The organism is Psychrobacter sp. FDAARGOS_221 (assembly GCF_002313155.2).
Lineage (GTDB): Bacteria > Pseudomonadota > Gammaproteobacteria > Pseudomonadales > Moraxellaceae > Psychrobacter.
Genome location: NZ_NWFK02000001.1, coordinates 2672582 through 2696423, shown reverse-complemented (window position 1 = coordinate 2696423; position 23842 = coordinate 2672582). Strand labels below are relative to the sequence as shown.

Below are 23842 nucleotides of genomic sequence, written 5' to 3'. Positions count from 1 at the left end.
GCACACTATGTCCACCCCCGAAAATACCCCTCTAGCTGAAAACTCTGTCGATACGGCACAAGACAATCCGCTAAATACTCAAAACACCGCATCAGATAACACCCAACCTGTTAACAGTGATCCATCAAAGCTATTTGATATTATCGTCACTTGCGCTGATGGCTTAGAAGCACCGCTGCAAACCGAATTAAGTCACATGAATATCCACAGTGACATTAAGAGCACCGGCCGCTTAGCGGTGACTGCCAACTTGGCACAAATCTATCAAATCTGCTTGTGGTCACGTGTGGCTTCTCGCGTGTTATTGCCCATTAAAAAGCGCAATATCAATAAAGACTATGATGTCGCTGAGCAGCTCAATGGACTAGCAACCACTGTCGACTGGACTCAATGGTTTGGCTTAGATAACACCTTTGCGATTCGCATGAGTGTCGACAAACGGGTATCGGTCAGTCAGCAATTTGCGATGCTACGTATCAAAGATGCCATCGCTGATACCTTTAGTGCTAAGTATGACAGCCGCCCGGATGTAGACAGCAACAACCCTGACTTTTCTATTTATGCCACGGTTAACGACAAGCAAGCCGAGATCTTCTTAGACCTATCTGGTACCAGCTTGCATCGCCGTGGTTACCGTGTTGCCATGACAGAAGCGCCACTAAAAGAAAACTTGGCGGCAGGTCTGCTATATAGCGTGGGTTGGCACAAAACTAAAAACAGCTACAGTGCCTTAATCGACCCTATGTGTGGCTCAGGTACCTTTATTATTGAAGCCTTATTGATGCGCTGTGATTATGCGGTTGGTATTGATAAATCAGAATCACAGTTTGGCTTTTATCACTGGCATGAGCATGACTCTGAATTATGGCAGCAGTGTGTCAATGAAGCTCAGCAGCGATTTCATAGTGGCTTAGAAAAAGCCATTTCTGGCAAGCTGCCAACTATACTTGGCTTTGATGCCGATGCTGGTGCTATTAAAGCGACTCATAAAAACTTGATTGCGGCCGGTCTTATCGAGCTGATACCACAGCTGACTTTAGAGCAGCGCCCTGTCTCACAGCTTAACATTGCATTGGCCAAACCGCTGCAAGATCGCAAGCTTAAGCGTCCACTGATTATCACCAACCCGCCTTATGGTGAGCGCTTGGGTGATGTGGACTTTATCAAGCCGTTATATCAAGGCTTAGGTTTGACCTTACAGCAAATTTTTGCCAAACAAAAATACCAGCCGGTGTTAGGCCTATTAGCGGCTCACGTTGAGCAAGCAGATGTGCTGCCATTGGATGATCCGCAAACTCTGCGTTGTCATAACGGTGCCATAACGGTTTATTTCCGTCATGGTCAATTATTGCCGAAAGAAAACGAGACCCTGATAGACCGCTTTGAGCGTAGACAGATTGAAGTCGATGAAGCTCAAGACTTTGTCAATCGTCTACAAAAGAATGTGGCGCATCTAAAAAAGTTGGCTGCCAAAGAAGATGTGACCAACTTGCGCGTCTATGATGCTGATCTCCCTGATTATAAAGTTGCTATTGATGTCTATGGCGACTATGTGCACGTTCAAGAATGGGCACCGCCAAAGACCATTCCACCAGAAACGGCGCGCAAACGCTTTAATTTAGCTCTAATGGGTATCCGTGAAGTATTCGGCATTGACCGTGAGCAAGTGTTTATCAAAACCCGTGCACGTCAAGTAGGTAATACTCAATACGGTAACCCAGACGGCAGTAAGTCTGAAGCGGATAATAAAAAAGACGATAAGCACGTGCCGAATAAAGACAACCGCTATCGTTATAAAGGCAATAAGTTCCAGCAAGCGCGTGAAGAAGCCAAAAAACAAGCGGCTCGTGACGAGGCGAAGAAAAAGCGCAAGCTGCATGTGGTACAAGAAGACGGCGCGTACTTCTATGTTAACTTTACTGATTACTTAGATACCGGTTTGTTTATTGATCACCGTAATATGCGTGGCATGATTCGTGCGGCCAGCCGTGGTGCCGATGTATTGAACCTGTTTGCCTATACTTGTACCGCCAGTGTGCATGCGGCATTAGGCGGTGCCAAGTCAGTGACCAGTGTCGATTTGTCTCAAAACTATCTCGACTGGGGTAAACAAAACTTTGCGCTAAATGGTCTTGATGTCACCAGCAGCAAATATCAATTTATCGCCTCCGATATCTTTGATTGGATTAAGGACAATACCGATCAGTTTGATGTGATCTTTATTGACCCGCCAACCTTTTCTAACTCGAAAAAGTTTCAAGGCACCTTCGATGTTCAGCGTGACCACACGGCGCTAATCAATCGTGCTATGAATCGATTAGCCAATGGCGGGGTGATTTACTTCTCTAATAACTTTACTAAGTTTGAGTTAGATGAAGCACTCTATGATCGTTATGAGGTGACTGAGATTACCAATGAAACCATTGGCTTTGACTTTAATATCAAAAAGCCCATTCATCGCAGCTTTGAGATTCGTCATAAGCTGTAATGGCCGGTATGATTCAAAAAAAGCCCCGTTAACCTTAAGTTAGCGGGGCTTTTTAGTTATTTATTCAATGTTCAAAGCGACTGCTATGAATGACGATCTTTAGGATACCATTCAGGATAATTTGATTCAGGTTTGCCTCTATTTTCTCTATATATATCTAAAGTATTCGCCTTACTCTCATTAGAATAAGTACTGTTATCAGAACTATTTTTAAAATAGTTATACTTTTCACCGTCTTGTAGATGCGTTTTTAGTAGTGGTTGTGGCGTTGTACACCCATTAAGCATTGATATCGATATTAATAGGCCACATAGCATTGAATTTATATTAAGTCTCATACTCTACTCTCATAGTTTATGAATTTAATTATTATAAACCCCCAGCGTTACCCTATCATTACCACCATAATCTTTAATGGTTCTAACCTCAGAGTAGCCAAAATCAGTAAAGATTTGAGTCACTGCCTCACCTTGGTCATAACCATGCTCAACCGCTAGCAGACCGCCATTAGTCAAATAGCCTCTCGCCTGCTCGGCTATTTGTTTGATATCAGCCAGCCCATTATCAGGTGCAACCAAAGCTGATAATGGCTCAGCTTTCAGCTTATCTAGGTGCTCATCATTATCAACGATATAAGGCGGGTTGGAAACGATAACTTCAAAACTTAGCGGCGGCTCCATGGCATCTAAGGCGCTAAACCAATCACTTTGGATAAACTCAATATTATTGACCTTGTTTAAAGCCGCATTGCTCTGGGCAACCTCTAGCGCAGGCTGAGAATAATCAATCGCTGTGATCTGCCATTGATCATATTTTTTAGACGCTAAAGATTGCAGCTCATGCGCCAGACTAATGGCAATACAACCTGAGCCTGTGCCCAAGTCTAATAAACGCTTCACCAGTAAGGGTTCTGATTGATTTATCGCTACAGTGGATTTTGCATTTAACGCTGAACAACTATCAATCCATGCCAGCACTTGCTCAACCAAAACCTCAGTATCGGGTCTGGGTATCAAGGTATACTCATTGACCTCAAACTGTAGCGACCAAAACGCTTGATTACCAGTCAGATAGGCCAGCGGTGTGCCAGAGCGCATCTTGGCAATGCCAGCATCAAACTGGGCTTGCTCAGCGTCGGTTAATACATAATCACCATCACTAATCAAAAATGAAGCGGGCTTTTGCAGCACAAACAACAGCCAATCGCTGACCCAGTGCGCTGGCAGGTCATCAACGTTATGACGCTTAATTTGATTGACTGCGAGATGCTTGCTACCCATAGCGTGGACATACCTTAATCTTTAATTGCTTGGTCTTTAAGCTGTTTAGTTGCCTAGCTGTTTATTTGATTAGTTGGCTATTAAACTAACTTTTTAACTAGTTTTTAGACTGATTGTTCGATGACTGACCGCCCTCTTCTGTCAGCTCGGCGACTGGATCATCATTTTCACCAATGACAATCTTCTTATCAACAATATAAATCAACAGCAAAATCGGCAAGCCAATAGCGAAGGTAAATATAAAGAAGAACGGATAGCCCATGTTATCAACGATAGAGCCTGAATAACCGCCCAACACTTTAGGCAATAACGTCATGAGCGATGAGAAAATGGCATACTGCACCGCAGTAAAGCGAATAGAGGTTAACGCAGATAAGAAGGCAATAAACACCGCACTGGCTAAGCCTGCTGCTAAGTTGTCAAAGATGACTGCCATATACATTACTGGCAAGCTGCCTGGATGATAGGTTAATAGCACAAATAACAGGTTGGTAGCACCAGCTAGCAAAGCGCCAACCATCATCGCCTGCATAATACGGAAACGCTGTGCCAGCAAGCCGCCTAAGAAGCCGCCGACAATACTCATGATGACACCAACTAGTTTTACAGCGTTCGCAATGTCAGTTTTGCTAAAGCCCATGTCTTGATAGAACACGTTGGAGATAACCCCAGCCACAATATCTGAAATACGGTACAAGCCAATTAACGCCAGTAGCAATAACGCTTTTTTGCCATAACGACGGAAGAAATCTAATACCGGGTCAATCCAAGTGGCCATCGCCACTTCTTTGCGCACCAGTCCAATCTGAACCAGACCATAGCCGACACCCATGGCAACCGCCAAGCTGGCCATTAAGTGCAAGGTTTCATTGATAAAGCTGACAAATGCGCCTTCAACGTCAGGCAATACTTTGCCCAGTAGCACATAACCACTAATAAAGGCGACGACCGCGCCGACGAACAATAACACGAGGCGTACATAATCATTACGGGTTTCTGCAACCAATGGCGCTTTGTTGACGATTTTTGATTGGTTAATAATAAAGAATAATAACAGCAGCGGCGCACAGCCAATAAGCACCATAAAATACAGCTTAATGCCTGGCATAGCAGCGATTGGCACCAGCATTTGTGAGGTATCACTAAGCTTGTTATACAGCATGTTAATCAGATAAACGATACCAAATAACAGCCCAGGTACTAACAGCAAGCCTGAATAGGATAAAAATATTTTTAAATTTAACTGCTGCTTTTTCATCTGCAAGGTTTCAGCAGTGGGCTCATAACTGGCAAACGTGGTTAATAGCCCTAAGGTCATCACCGCTGCCATAATATAATAGGTATTACGCCACGCTTCATAACTGTATAAGGTTTCATTAGAACCAAAATAATCGGCTAAATACAATGCCCCTGCACCGGCCACAATCATACCGATACGATAACCAGATACATAGATAGACGATAAAATCGACTGCATCGCTGGCGGCGCTAACTCAATGCGATAGGCGTCAATGACAATGTCTTGTGTCGCTGAAGAGAAGCCCAGCAACACCGCAGCGGCTGCCATATATACCAGTACGTGTTCATTAATCGGATTCACACTGGCCATAAGAAAGATAGCCAAAATAATCAGCAGCTGTGACACCACCATCCAACCACGACGTCGACCCAACCATTTGGTCAAAAACGGAACCGGTAGCGCATCAATTAAAGGCGCCCAGATAAACTTAAACGAATATCCTAAAGCGGCCCAACTGAACATGGTGACCACGCTACGATCAATCCCAGCCTCACGTAACCATAATGACAAGCTAGAGAAAATCAGCAAAATCGGAATACCGGCTGAAAACCCTAAAAACAGCATAATGATTACACGGGCGTCCAAATAGGCTTTGGCCGCCTCAGACCATGACTTCTTTGCAGGGCCGGTTGCGCTTGTGTCGGCTTGATGGGTGGTGGACATAAGAAACCTTTCGCAATAAAAACTAAAAATGCTATGTTACTTGAGAATGATAGGCTTGACTAGCCATATCACAAATTTAGCTGCCGTAAATACCATCGTCAATTGCCATTGCTCAAATAGTGACTCATCCGCCAGCGCACACAACACAAGTTACAACTGGAGAAAACAGGATGAATAACGGTATAATGCTCGATTAATCCAATCAATAGCATCTAACATCGATAAATCCGCTTTTTCACACACTCCCTTTGAGCCTTGATGGCGACAGGATATTTTTATGGCAATTGACGTAGTCGTTAACCAAAGACACTTACAAATTCAGCTCAAACAACTTGAAACCGTCTGGCATACCGTGATTAACGGCTATAACTTAAGTCAGGCTGCTGCCGTACTTCATACCAGCCAATCGAGTTTATCTAAGCATATCTCTGCGCTTGAAAACCAATTAAAAGCAGAAGTCTTTGTGCGTCAAGGCAAGCGTCTAACTGGTCTAACCCCTGTGGGTGAAGCACTGTTACCGCACATTGAGGCCATCTTTACCGAAATTCGCACCATTGAAAATATCAGCCTAGATTATAACAACCCGCAGACCGGTACACTGACCTTGGCTACCACGCATACTCAAGCCCGCTATGTGTTACCTGAGATTATCAAAAAGTTCAAAGCCGAATTTCCAAAAGTACAGCTGGTGCTACAACAAGCTGACCCGCAAACCATTGCTAATATGGTGATTCGTGGTCAAGCCGATATCGGGATTGCCACCGAAGCTCTTTTACAGAACTCTTATCTGCGCTGTTATCGTTATTATGATTGGTCACACCGAGTCATCGTGCCTAAAGACCATGAACTGGCGCAGCTCGATGAAATAGACCTACCTACATTAGCCAGCTATCCATTGGTGACCTATCATGGCGGCTTTACGGGACGTGGCGCGATTGATAAGACTTTCCATGACGCTGGTCTTGAGCCAGAAGTGGTGTTGGCCGCACTTGATGCCGATGTAATCAGTACTTATGTCGGTGCTGGACTTGGAGTTGGTATTATCGCGGAGATGGCGTTTGAGCCGAGCCATTATCAAAATCTAACCGCTATACCAATTGATTTCTTCGGCCGCTTCACCAGTTGGATTGCGGTACGTGATGACGCTGAGATTCGCCACTTTGGTAAAGAATTTATCAAGTTGTGTCAGCAGCAATTTGACGCTGAGGTCTAGTTTAAACAGCGCTTAACGCTGGGCTGTAACCTATCCTAGTATTAACAACAGTATTAGTGCACACAAATAAAATAAGCACCTCTATTAGGGGTGCTTATTTTTTTAACAGTTATTTTTTAAGTCAATAGACTGTGTTATCAATTATTAACCTGCGTTGGCAGTGCGTAACTATCACTTGGTCATCACTTGAAAAGCTATGCTGAGAGAAGCATCTCTGTTATTAACGCTTGCCTATTATTTTTAATTACCAAAATACTTTAATTACTAAAACTATAACTAGATAAATAGAACAACTTAGCAAACCATTAAAGCTATATTTTAAAATTTGGATAACTCATGAATAAAATCCCTCTATCATTTTTAGACTTAGCACCAGTGCCAGAAGGCAAAACCACAGCCGAAGGTGTGGCTTACACGGTAGCAACAGCACAGAAAGCTGAAGCCATCGGTATGAATCGCTATTGGATGGCTGAGCACCATAATATGCCCGGTATTGCCAGTGCGGCAACGTCGGTGCTGCTGTCTCATATCGGCGCACAAACTAATAAGATACGCATTGGCTCAGGCGGTGTGATGCTGCCTAACCACTCGCCATTGGTGGTTGCTGAACAATTTGGTACCTTGCAAGCCCTATACGGTGACCGCATTGATTTAGGACTGGGACGCGCTCCTGGAACCGATGGTGCAACCTTTCAGGCTTTACGCCGTCAAATGCATGACGCTGAACGCTTTCCGCAAGATGTACAAGAATTGCTGTTTTTCTTAGGCAATGATTCCGATCGCAGTCCAGTTCAGGCGTTTCCAGGTGCCGGCAGTAATGTGCCCATTTGGATATTAGGCTCTTCACTGTTTGGTGCCACGCTTGCCGCCAAGTTAGGACTGCCTTATTCATTCGCCTCACACTTTGCACCACGTATGCTCGGTCAGGCTATTGCAACCTATCGTGACAACTTTGAGTCCTCGATTTATTTAGACAAACCTTATGTGATGCTTGCTGCTAACTTATTATTGGCCCAAAACAGTAATGAGGCACGTTACCACTTCACATCGGCACAACAAAGCTTTGTACGCTTACGTCGTGGCGGACGCGGTCAGGTACCAAAACCAGTAGAGTCAATGGATTCTCATTGGAATGCCACTGAAAAAGCCATGGTAGATGACGCGCTATCGGTGTCTTTTATTGGTTCTGTTGATGAGGTTCGCCCTCAGCTGCAGCGCTTTATTGAAGAATATAAACCCGATGAGCTGATGGTCACTGCCAACATATACGATCAGCAAGCACGCTTACAGTCGCTTGAGTTAGTGCCTCAGCTTGAGTTGTTTGATTTGAATTAAGACTTTGAGTTGAGGGAGTAACAGGAATAGAGAGAGGCAGTGCTTAGGGCCAAGCAACTGCTACTAAAGCTGACAGCTGCCTAATTAGGAAAAACTAGTTGATACAGAAGTCAGCGCTACTGGTAGCACGGCCTGCCATTTTGATTTGGTGTGTGCCTGAATGCAAAGCAACATAACGGTAGTTTGCACCGCCTTGGTCCTCTAATGCCGTGCCCTTGCTGTCTACCACACTTTGTACGTGCCCATCTGAGCTGACCACTAACTGTTGATCTTTGGCCAATTGTAGGGTGAATACTCTACCACCGGCTAAGTCACCTTCATAATGACCACAGTTACTGCCGGACTCAAAAGTGACCTCACTGGTAGGCATGGCCTGCGCGGTCAGTGCTGTCGAAAATAAAGCACTGGCTAGCAGCATTTTGGCAATATTTTTGCTGTTGATCATATTAATTTCACTATAAATAATTGTTGAGATACCTCACATACGCTGACATAAAGCTGTCATATTGTGGGCTATAATAGCCTATCTATGACACCCTGTATAGAACTTATCTGTGCGATGTCTATACACTGTCAAATCACTATTAAGTCACTGTCAAATCAATGCCAAATCTAACCTAGCCTCTCGTAGCCTCGTTTACATCCAACCCAGCCCACGTAAAATAGCGGCACCGATGGCCATACCAAACAGCGCAAACACCGTGGTGAATGCCAAAATATTGGCCGCCAACACCTCATTACCACCCATTGCTTTTGCCATCACATAGCTGGCCGCAGCCGTCGGTGATGCTACCATTAAGAACAGCACCCCCATATGCACCCCCGTGAGACCAAAGCCTAGACCAACGGCGACTGCCACTATCGGTGCAATCAAAATTCGCCCGATACTGGCTTGCATCGACAGACCCGATAAGGTCAACATCGAGCGTATATCAATGGTAGCCCCTGCACAAATCAGCGCCAGTGGTAATGATAATGCTGCCAATAACTCTCCGGTATAAGTAACCACTTGTGGCAGCGGCGGTAAGGACAAACTGACATCAAGCGCTTTGTAAGCAAAGGCGGCCAATAGCGATATGATTAACGGATTGCTGATAATTTTTTTGACCAGCATCATTATATAATGACTGGCTTTGGACGCCGATGATGACTCACTTTCTAATGAGGTGCGACTTAAGGTAATCACTGCCAGTACATTAAATACCAAGGTGATAACCCCCATATATACCGCGCCGACACTTAAGCCCTCTTTGCCATAAGCATTGGCGACCGTTGCGAGTCCAATAATCGCCATATTACTACGAAACACGCCTTGTACGAATACGCCCTTATCTTCTGCACGCTCAATAAACAGCTTGGCATAGCCTTCTGCTCCAAAGAACAAAATCAGGGTCACCACAAAACCGGCCACAATTAACGGCAGCTGCGCACTAAAATCGACGCTGCTTTGAACCACGCTAAAAAATAGCAAACAAGGTAGCGCATAATTAAATACCAGCTTAGATGCTTGATCAATAAACGCCTTACTCACCTGCCCTTGCTTGCGCATAAAAAAGCCCAACCCCATCAGTATTAGGTTGGGCAGGACAATGGTTAAGGCAAATAAAATAGCATCTAACATGATATTGATTTGATTCCACTGTGGGTAATGAAGCGACAGTCGTTATTGATAAACAAACAGCTTAAGTACTCAAATAACATAAATACAAAAGCTGTTTAGTTTGAGAGTAGCTGATTCAAAAATAACTATTTAAAAAATAACTATTTAAAAAATAACTATTTAAAAAATAACTATTTAGAAAACAACCGTTTAGAAAACAACCATTTTAAGAAGCCACTATGAATCTAGTGATGCCCTGGCTTTACGCTGTTTTTTCAAGGTCATACCCAACAGTTGAATAGCAGCAGGCGTCACACCACTAATACGGCTGGCTTGTGCTAGGGTTGCCGGACGAATCTCTTGCAGTTTTTGCACAATCTCATTAGACAGACCAGAGACAACGCTAAAGTCAAAGTCTTCAGGCAGCTCGGTATTCTCAAGACGCTTCATTTGTTCAATATCTTCTTGCTGACGGTCAATGTAACCGGCATATTTGACTGAGATTTCAATTTGCTCCCCCACGTCACTGGCCACATCAGCGCCTGTCATAGCCGCGATGTCATCAAATCCCACTTTTGGACGTTTTAGTAAGTCATAAGCCGTCGCTTCTTTTGATAACACCTCGCCTGTTTGCTCAGTGAATTTTTTGCCAAGCTCGTTATTAGGTGTCGCCCACAGCTCTTTAAGACGGGCAGATTCTGTAGCAATCGACTCCATCTTAGTCTGATAAGCTTCCCAGCGGGTGTCATCCACCAAGCCCAGCTTACGACCAATTTCAGTCAAGCGCTGATCGGCATTGTCTTCACGCAGCAGCAAGCGATATTCGGCACGGCTGGTAAACATGCGATACGGCTCTTTTGTGCCATGAGTAATCAGGTCATCAACCAGCACCCCTAGATAAGCCTGATCACGACGAGGCGTCCAGGTGTCCATTACCGGATTGTCTTGGGTTGATAACGCTGCATTCACACCTGCCAGCAACCCTTGTACACCGGCCTCTTCATAACCGGTGGTACCGTTAATTTGACCGGCGAAATATAGGTTGTCAATTGACTTGGTTTCAAGCGTTGGTTTTAAGTTTTGCGGATTGAAATAATCGTATTCAATGGCATAGCCTGGACGCGTAATATGCGCGTTTTCAAAGCCTGCCATAGTACGGATAAACTCAATTTGTACATCAAATGGCAGACTGGTTGAGATTCCGTTAGGATACAGCTCATGAGTGGTTAAGCCTTCAGGCTCCACAAAGATCTGGTGACTGTCTTTGTCAGCAAAACGGTGAATTTTGTCTTCAATAGATGGACAATAGCGTGGACCTACCCCTTCAATGCTGCCTGAAAATAATGGAGATCTGTCTAAGTGCTTACGAATGATATCGTGCGTTTTTTCATTGGTATAAGTAATAAAGCAATTGACCTGCTCAGGGTGCATGCTCACATCACCCATAAAGCTCATCACCGGCAATGGCGTATCGCCTGGCTGTACTTTCATAACGCTAAAATCAACGCTTTTGGCATCAATACGTGCTGGGGTACCGGTTTTTAAACGTCCCACTGGCAGTTTTAATTCACGTAAGCGCTCAGCCAACTTAATAGAAGGCTGATCGCCTGCTCGGCCACCTTTTGAATTATCCAAACCAATATGAATGACGCCGCCTAAGAAGGTACCTGAAGTCAGCACCACAGTTTTGGTATTAAAGATGATACCAGTTGAGGTCACTACCGCACAGGCTTTGCCATTTTCAACTAAGATATCGTCAGCACCTTGCTGGAACAGATCCAAATTTGGCTGATTCTCTAAGGTATGGCGAATCGCTGCTTTGTACAAAATACGGTCTGCTTGCGCTCGAGTGGCACGTACTGCAGCGCCTTTGCGGCTGTTTAATACTCGAAATTGAATACCGGCTTTGTCGGTTGCTAACGCCATGGCGCCGCCTAATGCATCAATTTCACGCACTAAATGAGATTTACCGATACCGCCAATGGCTGGGTTACAACTCATCTGACCGAGGGTTTCGATATTGTGGGTTAATAATAAGGTTTGTGCACCCATGCGTGCTGCGGCTAATGCGGCTTCAGTCCCAGCATGGCCACCGCCAATGACGACCACGTCATAGGACTTTGGATAGGTGATACCAGAGCTATGTGATGTAGATGATGTTGATGACATATACGCCTCGCCTGCTGTTAAGCTAATAGGTGACTGTTAATAAACTGATTAATATATTGATTGATAAATGGATTAATAAATCGGTGCAACAAATTGATGGCAACCCTTACGCATACCAAATGCAGTAGCGTTATAGATTATGGGGATAAAAACGAAAATATAAATGAAATGGTGACACACAGAACATTAAAATAACAGGCAATTATAACAAATTTCACCCGACTTATACCATGTCTAACCGGCAATAGGCTTATACTTTACCATTTAGTTACTATTTTCTTACATCGAACATACTCATTAAGTAACCTGGGTGCCTTATTATCTGACGTTACATAAATTAATTCATATTTCTGACGTACCTAAATTGACGCTACTTAGATTAATGACATCATAAGAACCATACATCTAAAACCATTTAACAATCAAACACGATAATAACCAAACCCATAAAACTATCCATTAAACCTCGAGGGCAGCATGAATAACGACAAGACTTCACAACCATCTTCTACCAGCCAATCACAACCAAGCTCATTAACGAGCAAGCGACTCAAGTCAATGTTATACAGCAGCCTGCTTGGTGCAGGTCTTATCACTGGCTTAAGTGCCTGTACCAGCCTGCAAACCTCTCAGAGCAATGGAACCGTAAATTCAAAATCAACACCTAGTACTGAGCAAGCCCATCAAGGACGCTATAGCAAGCAAACTGACACCCAGTTTACCGCTGATGACAGCCGTCATGAATATCTGCTTGATAATGGTCTAAAAGTTATCATCAAAGAGGACCACCGCTCTCCAGTGGTGATGACTCAAATATGGTATCGCGTGGGCTCTACCGATGAGCCAGAGGACAAAGGTGGCATCTCGCACATCCTTGAGCACATGATGTTCAAAGGCACTCCGAAGGTGTCTGGCGCTGACTTTGATCGCCTAGTCGCCAAATTCGGCGGCAACCACAACGCCTTTACCAGCTATGACTTCACTGGCTATTACGAGATGTTCCCTGTCAATCGCTTGGCGCTTGCCCTTGAACTAGAGTCGGATCGTATGACCAACTTAAGCTTTGACAGTGATGAGTTCGTCCAAGAGTTCAAGCAAGAGCGTAATGTGGTGATGGAAGAGCGCCGCCAGCGTACAGATGACAACCCACTGGCACGTTCATTTGAGAAGTTCCGTAAACTTGCGCTACCCAATAGCCCCAAAGGCGAATCTGTTATTGGCCCAATGGATGAGATTGGCAGCATCGAGATTGATGACTTAGAGCAGTGGTATAAGACCTGGTATGCGCCCAATAACGCAACCTTAGTGATTGTTGGTGACGTCGACCCTGAACAAACCATGGCAAAAGTAGATCACTACTTTGGTCACCTGCAGCGCAAGCAGCTACCACAACGTCCTTCCGTACAACAAAAAGGCTGGCGTGGCTATCAACAACAACAGATTCAAGAGTCAGTGAATGTACCTACTCTATTGATGGCCTTTAATGTGCCTAGCTTGCACAGTGCCAAAGTCGCTGACTTACCAGAGCAAGAAGCCTATAACTTACTGATGCTTCAGTTCGTACTTGACGGCGGACTTGCTGCCCGCTTTGAAAAAAATCTAGTGCGTGAGCAAGGCATATTGGCCTCTGTCGGTACAGACTACAACTTATACGAGCGTGGCGACGGGCTATTCTTTATTCAAGCAACCCCACGTGAAGGTGTGAGCCTAGAGCAGGCGCAGCAAGCCATTATTAAACAAATAGATGCGCTAAAAAGTGCAAACATCAGTCAGCAAGAGCTCGACCGTGCACGCAACAATGTGGTTAAAGGCTTTGTATTCGCACAAGACAGTGTCTCAGGACAGGCCTATACCATAGGTAACATGCAAGTGCGCGGCCTAGATGATCGCTTAATCACCACCTTAAATGACCAACTAGCCAAGGTAAGCAGTCAAGATATTAATAAAACCGCCGACAAATATTTAGTGAATAATAATTTAACTGTGATGCATATTGAGCCTGCTACTAATGCAGCGACAGCCGCTAGCAAGACATCACGCTAAAAAGCCCAATTCGACTTTAAAAGATAAAAATAATTAACGGAAAATTTATGAAACCCTCTCGTTTACTATCACCACTGACGCTATCACTCTTCACCGCAACCGTTGCTGTTACCAGCTTAACTGCCAGTATACAAGCGCAGGCTGCAACTGACGCTATGCCTAGCGGTGAGCACAGCACCCAAGATGTGGATATTACTCAGCCGATTAAAGCGCTTGATAAGCTGACCAGCCTGCAACAAGATGAAAAGCTGGATATGACTATTCCTGAGTTTCAGCACTTTACCACCAGTAATGGCGTGCCGGTTATCTTCTTTCAGACAAATCAATTGCCAATCGTAGATGTCGATTTACGCTTTAACGCCGGCAGTGCCCGAGATGAGAGTATTCGCAAAGGCGGCTTTGGTCTAGCCAGCATGGTCGCAGGACAACTGACTAAAGGCACTAAACAGTTGGATGAAACCGAGTATGCCACTGCCGCAGAACAATTGGGTATTGAGCTGACCAGTGCTGCTTATAAAGATCAGTTTGCGGTTAGATTGCGCAGCCTATCTGATGACGAGCAATTAACCCCTGCACTGCAACTGATGAACAGTGTAGTCAATGAACCTAGATTTGACCCAAAAGTGCTTGAGCGCAGTAAAGCCCAGCAGATTCTTGGCTTAAAGCAAATGCAGCAAAATCCCTCTTATGTTGCCAGTACTACCTTTAACAAAGCACTGTATGACACTCACCCGTATGCACATTCTTCTTACGGTGAAGTTGACTCTATTGGGAAGATTAATGTTGCCGATTTAAAGCGATTCCATGACACTTACCTAGTCGCTGAAAATGCCAGCTTAAGTCTAACGGGTGATTTAAGCTTAGAGCAAGCCAAGCAAGTGGCCGAAACCTTGACCAAAGATCTACCTAAAGGCAAGCCGGCACCACAACTGCCAACACCAAAACCGTTACAGCGCAGCAAATGGGTGCATGTTGATTTTGACAGTGATCAAACCTCTGTCATGATTGGTCAGCAAGGCTATCGTATTCAGCCCGATCAAGCCAGTATTCAACAAAATACTGAGTTTGCCATTGGTAATGATGTGCTGGCAGGCAGTGGCTTTCATTCACGCTTGATGGGTAAGGTTCGTAAGGACTTAGGCTATACCTATGGCATTTATGGCAGCATGACACCGATGCAGGTTAACGGTCCCTACACTATTAGATTCTCTAGCCGTAATGAAGTGGCTGATGACGCTATTAAAGCAACCTTGGACACCATCGATAAGACGGTCGCAGAAGGTATTAGCACAGAAGAGTTTGAACTAACCAAAGAGAGCCTGATTAATAGTTATCCGATGGGATTTTCGAGTAATGCCGGAATCAATGGGATGTTAGGTATGCTCAACTTTAACCAGTTGCCTGATACCTATATCACGGAATATATTCAGAGAGTAGAAAAAACAGGCTTGCAACAGGTCAATGATACGTTAAAGCAAACCTTGACCCCAGATAAGCTGTTAATTGTGACGGTTGGTCAGCCTGACATTGCGTCAGACTCAGTGCTCAAAAAGTACCAGTAAGCAGGTACCAGTAAAAAAAGTATCGATAAAAAAATACCCGTAAAAAAAGCACCAATAGTTGCTATAGATTGTTGCCTTAACCTTAGATCTAGAGTCTAGTCTAGATTAAATTGGGTTAAGCGTTTAAGACAATTTATGGACGCTAATTGACACTAACCGTTAGATCATAGATGACCGGTGTTGACTGATATTCAACACCGTCATATTCGATACGAATCGTATACTTATCATCGGCCGTAGCCTGCACTGCACCATTATCGAAGTCATGACTTAATGGGCTGACTAATGAGGCATGCAGCTGCGACTGATTGCTATACACATTTAAGGTTTGTCCTTTGCGCAGATAAAGCTGATAGTCGCAGTACTGAGTGACTAATCTTTCATGCTCTAGGTCAATAGCCCTCGCACCCACTTTTAGATTGAGGCTTTTTGGGCACTGCTGCGGCTGTTCTAACTTTAGTCTGGCTTGGTCATCTGCCAACGATGTTGTTTTGGCCTTGTTGCGTCCTAAGGTTGACGATTGCCCATCACCTTCAAGTTCTAGCCCGTCGATATCCGCTTGATCAAATCCGGACAAGGTGGTTCTTGGTAGGCCTATGTCACTGATATCTTGCCACTCATTGGCTTGCGAATCATTAATGATAGTATCAGTGGGTTTGCATGCGCTTAGTGTCATTGCCAATAAGGGCATGAACAATACTAAATACAGCGGTGTTTTTAATCTCAATGGGAACTCTCTTAAACAATGTATTTATAATCCTTTGCCTTGCGTCTATCCGGTACACTTAGCTCAATTTATATCCATAGCCTATAAGCCGTCAGCCCATAAAATGGTTTGGTTACGGTTGTTAAATGCAAATACTAAATGACATTAGTGATTAATAACTAATTAACGGGCTTCTAATTGACTAGTGACTCATTAAATGGTTATTAAAGTAGGCTTAATGAAATAAAGACTTAGAGACTGTTGTGTAAACACGGGTTAGACAACAACAAACTTGGCAATAGGGGTTAAATATTTATACCTATTATACACCTAATTAACACAAGTATCATAAATATTTTCTAAATATAGGTTGACTTATTTAAAACCAACAGATTCATTGATTTAACTGATTGGCAGTCGGTTTGGTGCTAAGTTGATATTTGGCAATGATTACCACTATCAAAATTGACTCAGTCACGCTAAACTATAGCCCCTTAAGCGATTTAAAACGATTTAAAGCGATTGCTACTCACATCGTTAACATCCCACTCTTCCGTTTCTATCACTCGTAAAACTATCCTATGTCAAAGCAACAACAGTATCGTTTTTCTCGGCAAACTCACCACTTTGGACGAGATGACAACCCCAGCATTTGGGAGCGCATTCATATTGACCCTTGGTTAATGCTGCTCCTATTAACGGTTTGCTTTATTGGACTGGCGATTTTGTATAGTGCCTCCACCCAAGATGTGTCTATGGTGGTGCGACAGATGGTGAGCTATCTAATCGCACTGGTTGTGATGATCGGCATGGCGCAAATACCGCCTGGTATGTATCGTGACTTTACGCCGTTTTTTTATGTCATTGGATTGGTGTCTTTGATATTGGTCGAGGTCATCGGTGAAGTGCGGATGGGAGCGCAGCGCTGGATTGATATTCCTGGCTTTGGTAGTGTACAGCCGTCTGAGTTTATGAAGCTGGGCCTGCCCATGATGTGTGCCTGGTATCTATCCCGCCGTGATTTACCGCCCAACTTAACGACGGTCGCCACCACTTTGGCGATTATCGTGGTACCAGTATTACTCATTGCCAAACAGCCTGACTTAGGTACCTCATTGTTGGTGGCTTCAAGTGGGATATTCGTATTGTTCTTAGCCGGTTTGCCGTGGTGGATGATTGGCTCAGCGGTAGCCATGATGATCCCTATGGTATGGGCACTGTGGACCTTTTTGATGCATGATTATCAAAAGCAGCGGGTGCTCACCATGTTAAACCCTGAAGCGGATATGCTTGGGGCGGGCTGGAACATTACTCAGTCGAAGACAGCAATTGGTGCCGGCGGTTTAAGCGGAAAAGGCTACTTAGAAGGCACTCAGTCGCATTTGCACTTTTTACCTGAAGGTCACACTGACTTTATCATTGCCGCCTTCTCTGAAGAGTTTGGTCTGATTGGGGTATGTGTGCTTATTTTCCTATACGCCTGTATTTTAGCGCGCTCTTTATTCATTGCCTCGATACACAGCAACACTTATGGCAGACTGTTAGCTGGGGCTATTACCTTGTCATTTTTCGTCTACGTATTTGTTAATATCGGCATGGTAAGCGGTATCCTACCGGTGGTTGGTGTTCCTCTACCCTTAATCAGTTACGGCGGAACGGCCGTGATTACCTTAATGGCTGGATTTGGGCTGTTGATGTCTGTCTATACCCATAATACGAAATAGCTGTTAGCCATTGTTTAACTAACACTAGCCTAGCCGGCACTTGCCTGACGAACGCTTTCCCAGCGTATAAAAATTTACGACACTGACTGTCGCTTAGCGTCAGCGACTGCCTCATTTTTACGCCTAAGTTTGTTACCATAACAGATTAGCTATCGTAGCTTATCTAATAGCTTATGGAGACATTGGGCGTATGAGTTCAATCAATTACGAGCGACTACAAGGCAAACTGAATATTCTAGCCGATGCGGCCAAATATGACGTGTCTTGCTCCTCCTCTGGCAGCAACCGCAAAAACCAAGGCGGTGCACTTGGTGATGCGTCAAAATCCGGCATTTGCCACAGTTATACAGAAGATGGCCGCTGTGTTAGCTTATTGAAGATTTTACTGACCAATCACTGTATTTATGACTGTGCTTATTGTACGTCTAGACGCAGTAATGACACCCCACGCGCCGCTTTTACGGTTGAAGAAGTGGTCGAGCTGACCATGCAGTTTTATCGACGCAACTATATTGAGGGGCTGTTTTTAAGCTCTGGTATCTTCAAAGATGCCGATCACACCATGGAACGCTTGGTTGAGGTCGCTAAACTGTTGCGCACCCGTGAACGTTTCAATGGCTATATCCATCTAAAAACCATTCCTGGCGCCAGCAAAGAGCTGCTATATCAAGCCGGCCTTTATGCCGATCGTCTCAGCGCCAATATTGAGATTCCTACCAAATCTGGGCTGGCCTTGCTTGCGCCAGAAAAAGATCATGCGCAGCTGCAAGCGCCAATGCAAACAGTAAAAGAAGAAATCATTACCATTAAAGAAAGCCGTAAAAAGCACAAATCTGCGCCTAAGTTCACCCCCGCCGGTCAAACCAGTCAGATGATCGTGGGCGCCAGTAATGAAACCGATCTACAAGTGATTCAGTTATCGAGTCATTTTTATCAAAAATATAATCTAAAACGGGTTTATTACTCAGGCTATGTGCCCATGCTTTCGGACAGTCGCCTGCCTGCCATTGGCACGCCTGTGCCCATGGTGAGAGAAAATCGTCTGTATCAAGCAGATTGGTTAATGCGCTTTTATGGCTTTGGTGCGCATGAAATTGTTGAGCCTGATCAGCCATTTTTGGACTTAGAATGTGACCCTAAGCTGGCCTGGGCCATCCGTCATCGTGAGCATTTCCCAGTAAATATTCAGCACGCACCTTATGAGTCAATTTTGCGTATTCCTGGTATTGGGGTTAAAACTGCTAAGAAGATTATTAAAGCGCGCAAGTTTAATCAAATCACCTTAGAGCATTTGAAAAAAATGGGCGCCGCAGTCAATCGTGCCAAGTTCTTTATTGCCACTACGGGCAAAAATGAACACTTAGCACATCTCACCAAAGACAACTTTCGCCAGTTTGTTCTATCGCATACTCAAACCAAGTTTAATGACCAACGCAATGGTCAATTGAGCTTATTTTAATCGCTTACTTTTAATGTTTACAGAGCATTGGTTATGAGCAGCACTCAACTAAGTCATGTCCCGCCAACCATTATCGTGCATGAGCCCAGCTTTGAGGGATGGCTAAGTGCTGTTTTTTATATCTATGAGCACAAGCTGCAGCGTCAAGACTATCTGTGGGTAACAGACAGTAATCATTACACGCCCTCGCTCATCGATACCGCAACTTATGTCACTACCGATGATTATAAAGCACAGCGGGTGCTAACCAAGCTCAACGACATGTTGGGTCGCTCAGGTATGCGTCAAATTCTGTGGGGGTTTTTATCCGAAAAGGAGGGTATTTCCAATACCTTGTTCAAAGTAGTTAAATACGCCCTTGACTACCCACATCGTCAGGTACTACAAGATTTAGGCAATCTCGATGTGCTTGAACTGGCTCAGACCGTTAAGTCTGTCGGCCGAGAAAAGCATCGGATGGAGGCATTTGTACGCTTTGAGCACACTGAAGATGATGTTTATTTTGCACGTATTGAGCCTGACTTTAATGTGCTGCCGCTGATTGGCCCTCACTTTCGCCAACGTTATCAAGACCAACAATGGGCGATTTATGATATCTACCGCGGCTATGGTATCTTTTATGACAAAACCCAAGCGGTCGGTAATAAACCAGCACCGCTACAAACCATTGTCGATATTGACGAGCAAGTGATTCGCAATCCTGCCAGCGTTTATAGTGAGCACGAAAAGCGCTATCAGCAGTTTTGGCAAGGGTACTTTGCTAATGTCACCATCAGCGAGCGCAAAAACCCACGCCTACATAAGCAGTATCTACCGCAGCGTTATTGGAAGTATTTGAGCGAAAAGCAGGTGTTACCCAATGCTGAGCATCTTGCTAAACGGCGTTAGTACAGGTTGAACTATTCAAGATTGATAGCCGCGGCTCATTCTAACGTTTATAACATGTTATGATGCGTGTATCATTAGCCTCATTATTGATATCGCTGATATCTTTTATTGTCGTGTCATTTATAGTCGTGTCATAGTCGCGTCTTTGTATTGTTTTTTTCGTCATTTTCACTGACAATATGCCACCGTTTCGATTTACACTTATCACTGATTAAGTCCGATTGCCCTTATGAAAGTCATGCGCTTGCTATCCTCCTTAAAGCACGATGAATCCGAGCGTGGTATCTTCCATCTTGGCCGTGCCCTGGTGAAACGCGACCACACCTCGATTATTATCTCCTCAGCAGATACAGAGCATGACTTGGTCAAACGCTTACAGCGCGATGGCAATATTTACCACCAGCTGTCATTAGAGAAAAAGTCATGGCTGTCATTGCGCCAAATCCTGCCACTGCGCCGATTAATTGAAAAATATCAGCCCGATATCATTCATGTGCACTCACGCACCCCGGCCTGGATTTTGCATTGGGCATTACGTGGTGCAACGCTAAAGCAGAAACCGAAGCTGGTCTCGACCATGTACGGCTTTTATCAAGTCAATAACTACTCACGCGCTCTACTTAACGTTGATCGCCTGATTACGGTATCTGATAGTGTCAGAGACTATCTGATGAGCCATCTAAAAGACCTCAAATCGCCACCAAAATCTATTATTCGTATTTATCGTGGCGTTGATACCCGCAGCTTTCCGTATCGCTACAACCCTTCGGTGTACTGGCTTCGTCGCACTTTTGCTGAATATCCTGAGCTAGAGCATAAAAAATGGCTGCTGTTTCCAACCGTTATCGGTCAAGAATATGGTCAAGAATGGCTGATTGATATTGTCGGTAACCTTTGTGAACAGTTCCCAAACCTGCATATTATTATCATGGATGAAGCGTCGCGATCTGATGTGATTCACGAAGAGTTTAAGCAGCGTATTTATGCTCTTGAGTTAGAGGATAGATTTACCTTCATTGGCTCAAAGCACAATGACATGCGTGAATGGCTGGCAGCGGCCAATGTCGTATTGGGCTTGGCCAATCAGCCAGAATCAATTGGTATTAATGTGTTACAGGCCATCCACTTAGGCACTCCTGTGGTTGGCTGGAATAAGGCAGCCTTTCGTGAGATTTTAAAGCCTCTATATCCTCAAGGCTTAGTCAAAGAATACAACGCTAGAGCACTATGTAAGGTAATTCGTAATCAGTTAGAAAACGTGATGCGACCATCCATTACTGATTTATTTACCATGCAGCAGATGATTGAAGAGACGATGGATGTCTATAATATCTTGTACCAAACCAAGCAGTTAGAAGCTAAAGTGCACATACCCTTCGAGACCAATCGCTTAAAACCTATCCCAGATGCAAAACGCAAGACGCCATCGCAACCCGCTAAAACTGATGCGTTAAACCCGCCAGTTCCCAAAGGTCAGAGTTCTAAACAGCAGCATCCCAAACAACAGCACACCAAACGCCCTCAATAGCAGCGGCAAACTAAATATCCTCAACAGCATCCAGAGCCTAATTAAACTCTGTAAGCAAATGCTTACGCAAAAATGGGCTTTTAGCCGCTAGCTACCCACCCTCATTCAACATACAATAGACTCATCAACACATGGATAGCAAGGATAGCAGTGTTGTGTTAGTGACACCGTTAAGCTGTTAGGATTTGCAGCACTCGTTATTGATTTTATTGCCCTGTAGAATGAATAACGTTAACAAAAGTGTCATTAAGTCGGCTTAGGATGAGCCAATAAAGGAAAATAATAATAATAAAATCGCGCCCCCAAGACCCAAGTCTCTGCCCTAGGCTTGGGTTTTTTCTTGCCTGTTGTTTTTAAGTGTACTTCCAAAATAATCGTCGTTAATAATTATTACTCTCAAGAATTGTTTTCTTCGGCATGTTCCTGCGACATTTTACGCCCCTCTTCTCTACCCTCAGACACCTTTTGACGACTCTCTTCTTCATCTTGCTTACTGGCAGTGACTGCATTTTCAGACTGCTCTGAACGTGCGCAAGGTTCAAATTGCAAAGTGGTCATCACTGGGAAGTGATCCGATCCAATCGATGGCAAGCGCTCAATATCCACCAAGGTAAAGCAAGGACTATGAAAAATATGGTCTAATGCCCAGCGCAAAAAAGGATAATTGACGTGAAAGGTATTAACAAAAAAACGACCCACTCGAGGATCTAGTAATCCTGAGATGCGCTGGAACATACGTGTGGTCTTTGACCAAGCCACATCATTTAAGTCACCGGCCAAAATAGCCACTTGCTGGTTTTGTTTAATATGATTACCGACCAGTAATAGCTCTGCATCACGTGTGGTCGATTTATCCGCTTCGGTCGGGCTTGGCGGCATTGGATGCAAGCAGTATAGCCAGACTACCTCACCATTAGACAGACGTATTTGAGTATGAATGGAGGGAATGTCATCAACCAGCAGATATTTTACCTGCGGATCGATTAGCTCAATCTTTGAGTATAAATGCATGCCATATAGGTTATCTAATGGCACCTTCACATTATAAGGATAGTCCGGCTCTATAACGCTCAGCGCCTGTTGCCACTTAAGGTCGGACTCTAAGGTAATTAATATATCCGGTTGTTTTTGTTGTACTAAGTCTACCAATGCTTGAGTATTATCATTCGGCGTCAATACATTAGATACCATCAACTTTAATTGTACAGGGTTGTCCATTTCGGTCGCGTGATGCACCTGCTTAGGCCAAAATATGGTATAAGGCAACACCATACGTAATTGGAACCCAATAGACACCAATAATGCCAATAGCAAGCCAATCTCTAGGCCTTGCCACTGCGGTGTCAGTAGCAATAAAGCAATGAGGCTGATAATTCCAACCACTAAAATCTGGATTCTTGGAAAATCGACACCACGCACCCACCAGTTATCTAAAGGCAACCAGCCCCAGACAGTGATAAATACAACCAGTCCTGCACATATCTGACTGGCCAGATAAATATAATCAAGCATACAACCTCGGCGGACAAGAGTGATAAGACCTATTGTAAACAATTATTGAACAGCTTCAAATTTTATAGTCATAAAACAGATAATCTAATCAGTCTGATGAGTCAATTAGTTGTTGATAGGCATTAATGTCTGTATATGACAGACAGCGGTTACTGTCTTTAATATCAACACATGAAATAGCTATCAATACATGAACACCCGTACATCAGTATCAATACATGAGTATCATCAAAAAAAATGTCAAAAATTAACAGCCACCTATTGCTTTTTATCTCATATCAAGGCAATGTAATTGGTTGCGCAAATTTAAATATTTAGGGCGTACTGCTTTTAATGGTTTTGAACAATCTGATTTCGATTATTTGTTTGATT

16 protein-coding genes are annotated in these 23842 nt (G+C 44.1%); 9 read left to right on the top strand and 7 right to left on the bottom strand.

Annotated features, from left to right (window positions below):
* Nucleotides 1-7: 7 nt before the first annotated feature.
* Nucleotides 8-2488, top strand: a complete 2481-nt coding sequence (rlmKL, locus tag A6J60_RS11330; protein ID WP_096066088.1) for a bifunctional 23S rRNA (guanine(2069)-N(7))-methyltransferase RlmK/23S rRNA (guanine(2445)-N(2))-methyltransferase RlmL — start codon at nt 8-10, stop codon at nt 2486-2488.
* A 362-nt stretch (nt 2489-2850) separates the two neighbouring features.
* Here rlmKL and prmC read toward each other — a convergent pair whose 3' ends face one another.
* On the bottom strand, nt 2851-3768 hold the full coding sequence (gene prmC, locus A6J60_RS11325; RefSeq protein ID WP_096066087.1) for a peptide chain release factor N(5)-glutamine methyltransferase: 918 nt from the start codon (nt 3766-3768) through the stop codon (nt 2851-2853).
* A 97-nt stretch (nt 3769-3865) separates the two neighbouring features.
* A complete protein-coding gene (locus tag A6J60_RS11320) occupies nt 3866-5731 on the bottom strand; it encodes an AmpG family muropeptide MFS transporter (RefSeq protein ID WP_096066086.1) in 1866 nt (621 codons plus the stop codon).
* Nucleotides 5732-6008: 277 nt separating this feature from the next.
* On the opposite strand from A6J60_RS11320, the gene A6J60_RS11315 reads away from it, so the two are divergent.
* Nucleotides 6009-6944, top strand: a complete 936-nt coding sequence (locus A6J60_RS11315; RefSeq protein ID WP_096066085.1) for a LysR substrate-binding domain-containing protein — start codon at nt 6009-6011, stop codon at nt 6942-6944.
* A 336-nt stretch (nt 6945-7280) separates the two neighbouring features.
* The gene (locus tag A6J60_RS11310) at nt 7281-8279 is read left to right on the top strand and encodes an LLM class flavin-dependent oxidoreductase (protein ID WP_096066084.1); all 999 of its coding nucleotides are present in this window, start codon (nt 7281-7283) and stop codon (nt 8277-8279) included.
* Between the two features lie 94 nt (nt 8280-8373).
* Here A6J60_RS11310 and A6J60_RS11305 read toward each other — a convergent pair whose 3' ends face one another.
* The 3 genes from A6J60_RS11305 to mnmG form a co-directional block, all read right to left on the bottom strand.
* Nucleotides 8374-8724, bottom strand: coding sequence for a hypothetical protein (locus tag A6J60_RS11305; RefSeq protein ID WP_096066083.1), 351 nt, complete (start codon nt 8722-8724; stop codon nt 8374-8376).
* A gap of 192 nt (nt 8725-8916) precedes the next feature.
* Nucleotides 8917-9900 carry an AEC family transporter gene (locus A6J60_RS11300; RefSeq protein ID WP_096066082.1) on the bottom strand — a complete coding sequence of 328 codons (984 nt, stop codon included), beginning with the start codon at nt 9898-9900 and terminating at the stop codon, nt 8917-8919.
* Between the two features lie 216 nt (nt 9901-10116).
* On the bottom strand, nt 10117-12012 hold the full coding sequence (mnmG, locus tag A6J60_RS11295) for a tRNA uridine-5-carboxymethylaminomethyl(34) synthesis enzyme MnmG (RefSeq protein WP_096066571.1): 1896 nt from the start codon (nt 12010-12012) through the stop codon (nt 10117-10119).
* Between the two features lie 513 nt (nt 12013-12525).
* Here mnmG and A6J60_RS11290 point away from each other — a divergent pair.
* Both A6J60_RS11290 and A6J60_RS11285 read left to right on the top strand, forming a co-directional pair.
* The gene (locus tag A6J60_RS11290; RefSeq protein WP_096066081.1) at nt 12526-14091 is read left to right on the top strand and encodes a M16 family metallopeptidase; all 1566 of its coding nucleotides are present in this window, start codon (nt 12526-12528) and stop codon (nt 14089-14091) included.
* A gap of 47 nt (nt 14092-14138) precedes the next feature.
* The gene (locus A6J60_RS11285) at nt 14139-15653 is read left to right on the top strand and encodes a M16 family metallopeptidase (protein WP_096066080.1); all 1515 of its coding nucleotides are present in this window, start codon (nt 14139-14141) and stop codon (nt 15651-15653) included.
* A 142-nt stretch (nt 15654-15795) separates the two neighbouring features.
* On the opposite strand, the gene A6J60_RS11280 is transcribed toward A6J60_RS11285, so the two are convergent.
* Nucleotides 15796-16380 (bottom strand): hypothetical protein, encoded by a 585-nt coding sequence (locus tag A6J60_RS11280; RefSeq protein ID WP_127891448.1) that lies wholly within the window; start codon nt 16378-16380, stop codon nt 15796-15798.
* Nucleotides 16381-16940: 560 nt separating this feature from the next.
* Here A6J60_RS11280 and rodA point away from each other — a divergent pair.
* The 4 genes from rodA (at nt 16941) to A6J60_RS11260 (ending at nt 21958) form a co-directional block, all read left to right on the top strand.
* Nucleotides 16941-18083 carry a rod shape-determining protein RodA gene (gene rodA / locus A6J60_RS11275; RefSeq protein ID WP_096066078.1) on the top strand — a complete coding sequence of 381 codons (1143 nt, stop codon included), beginning with the start codon at nt 16941-16943 and terminating at the stop codon, nt 18081-18083.
* 190 nt (nt 18084-18273) lie between these two features.
* Nucleotides 18274-19542, top strand: a complete 1269-nt coding sequence (locus tag A6J60_RS11270; RefSeq protein ID WP_096066077.1) for a putative DNA modification/repair radical SAM protein — start codon at nt 18274-18276, stop codon at nt 19540-19542.
* Between the two features lie 33 nt (nt 19543-19575).
* On the top strand, nt 19576-20430 hold the full coding sequence (locus A6J60_RS11265) for a TIGR03915 family putative DNA repair protein (RefSeq protein WP_096066076.1): 855 nt from the start codon (nt 19576-19578) through the stop codon (nt 20428-20430).
* A gap of 229 nt (nt 20431-20659) precedes the next feature.
* Nucleotides 20660-21958 carry a glycosyltransferase family 4 protein gene (locus A6J60_RS11260; RefSeq protein ID WP_096066075.1) on the top strand — a complete coding sequence of 433 codons (1299 nt, stop codon included), beginning with the start codon at nt 20660-20662 and terminating at the stop codon, nt 21956-21958.
* Between the two features lie 396 nt (nt 21959-22354).
* Here the strand turns inward: A6J60_RS11260 and A6J60_RS11255 are convergent, their stop codons facing one another.
* A complete protein-coding gene (locus A6J60_RS11255) occupies nt 22355-23470 on the bottom strand; it encodes an endonuclease/exonuclease/phosphatase family protein (protein ID WP_096066074.1) in 1116 nt (371 codons plus the stop codon).
* Nucleotides 23471-23842 lie beyond the last annotated feature (372 nt).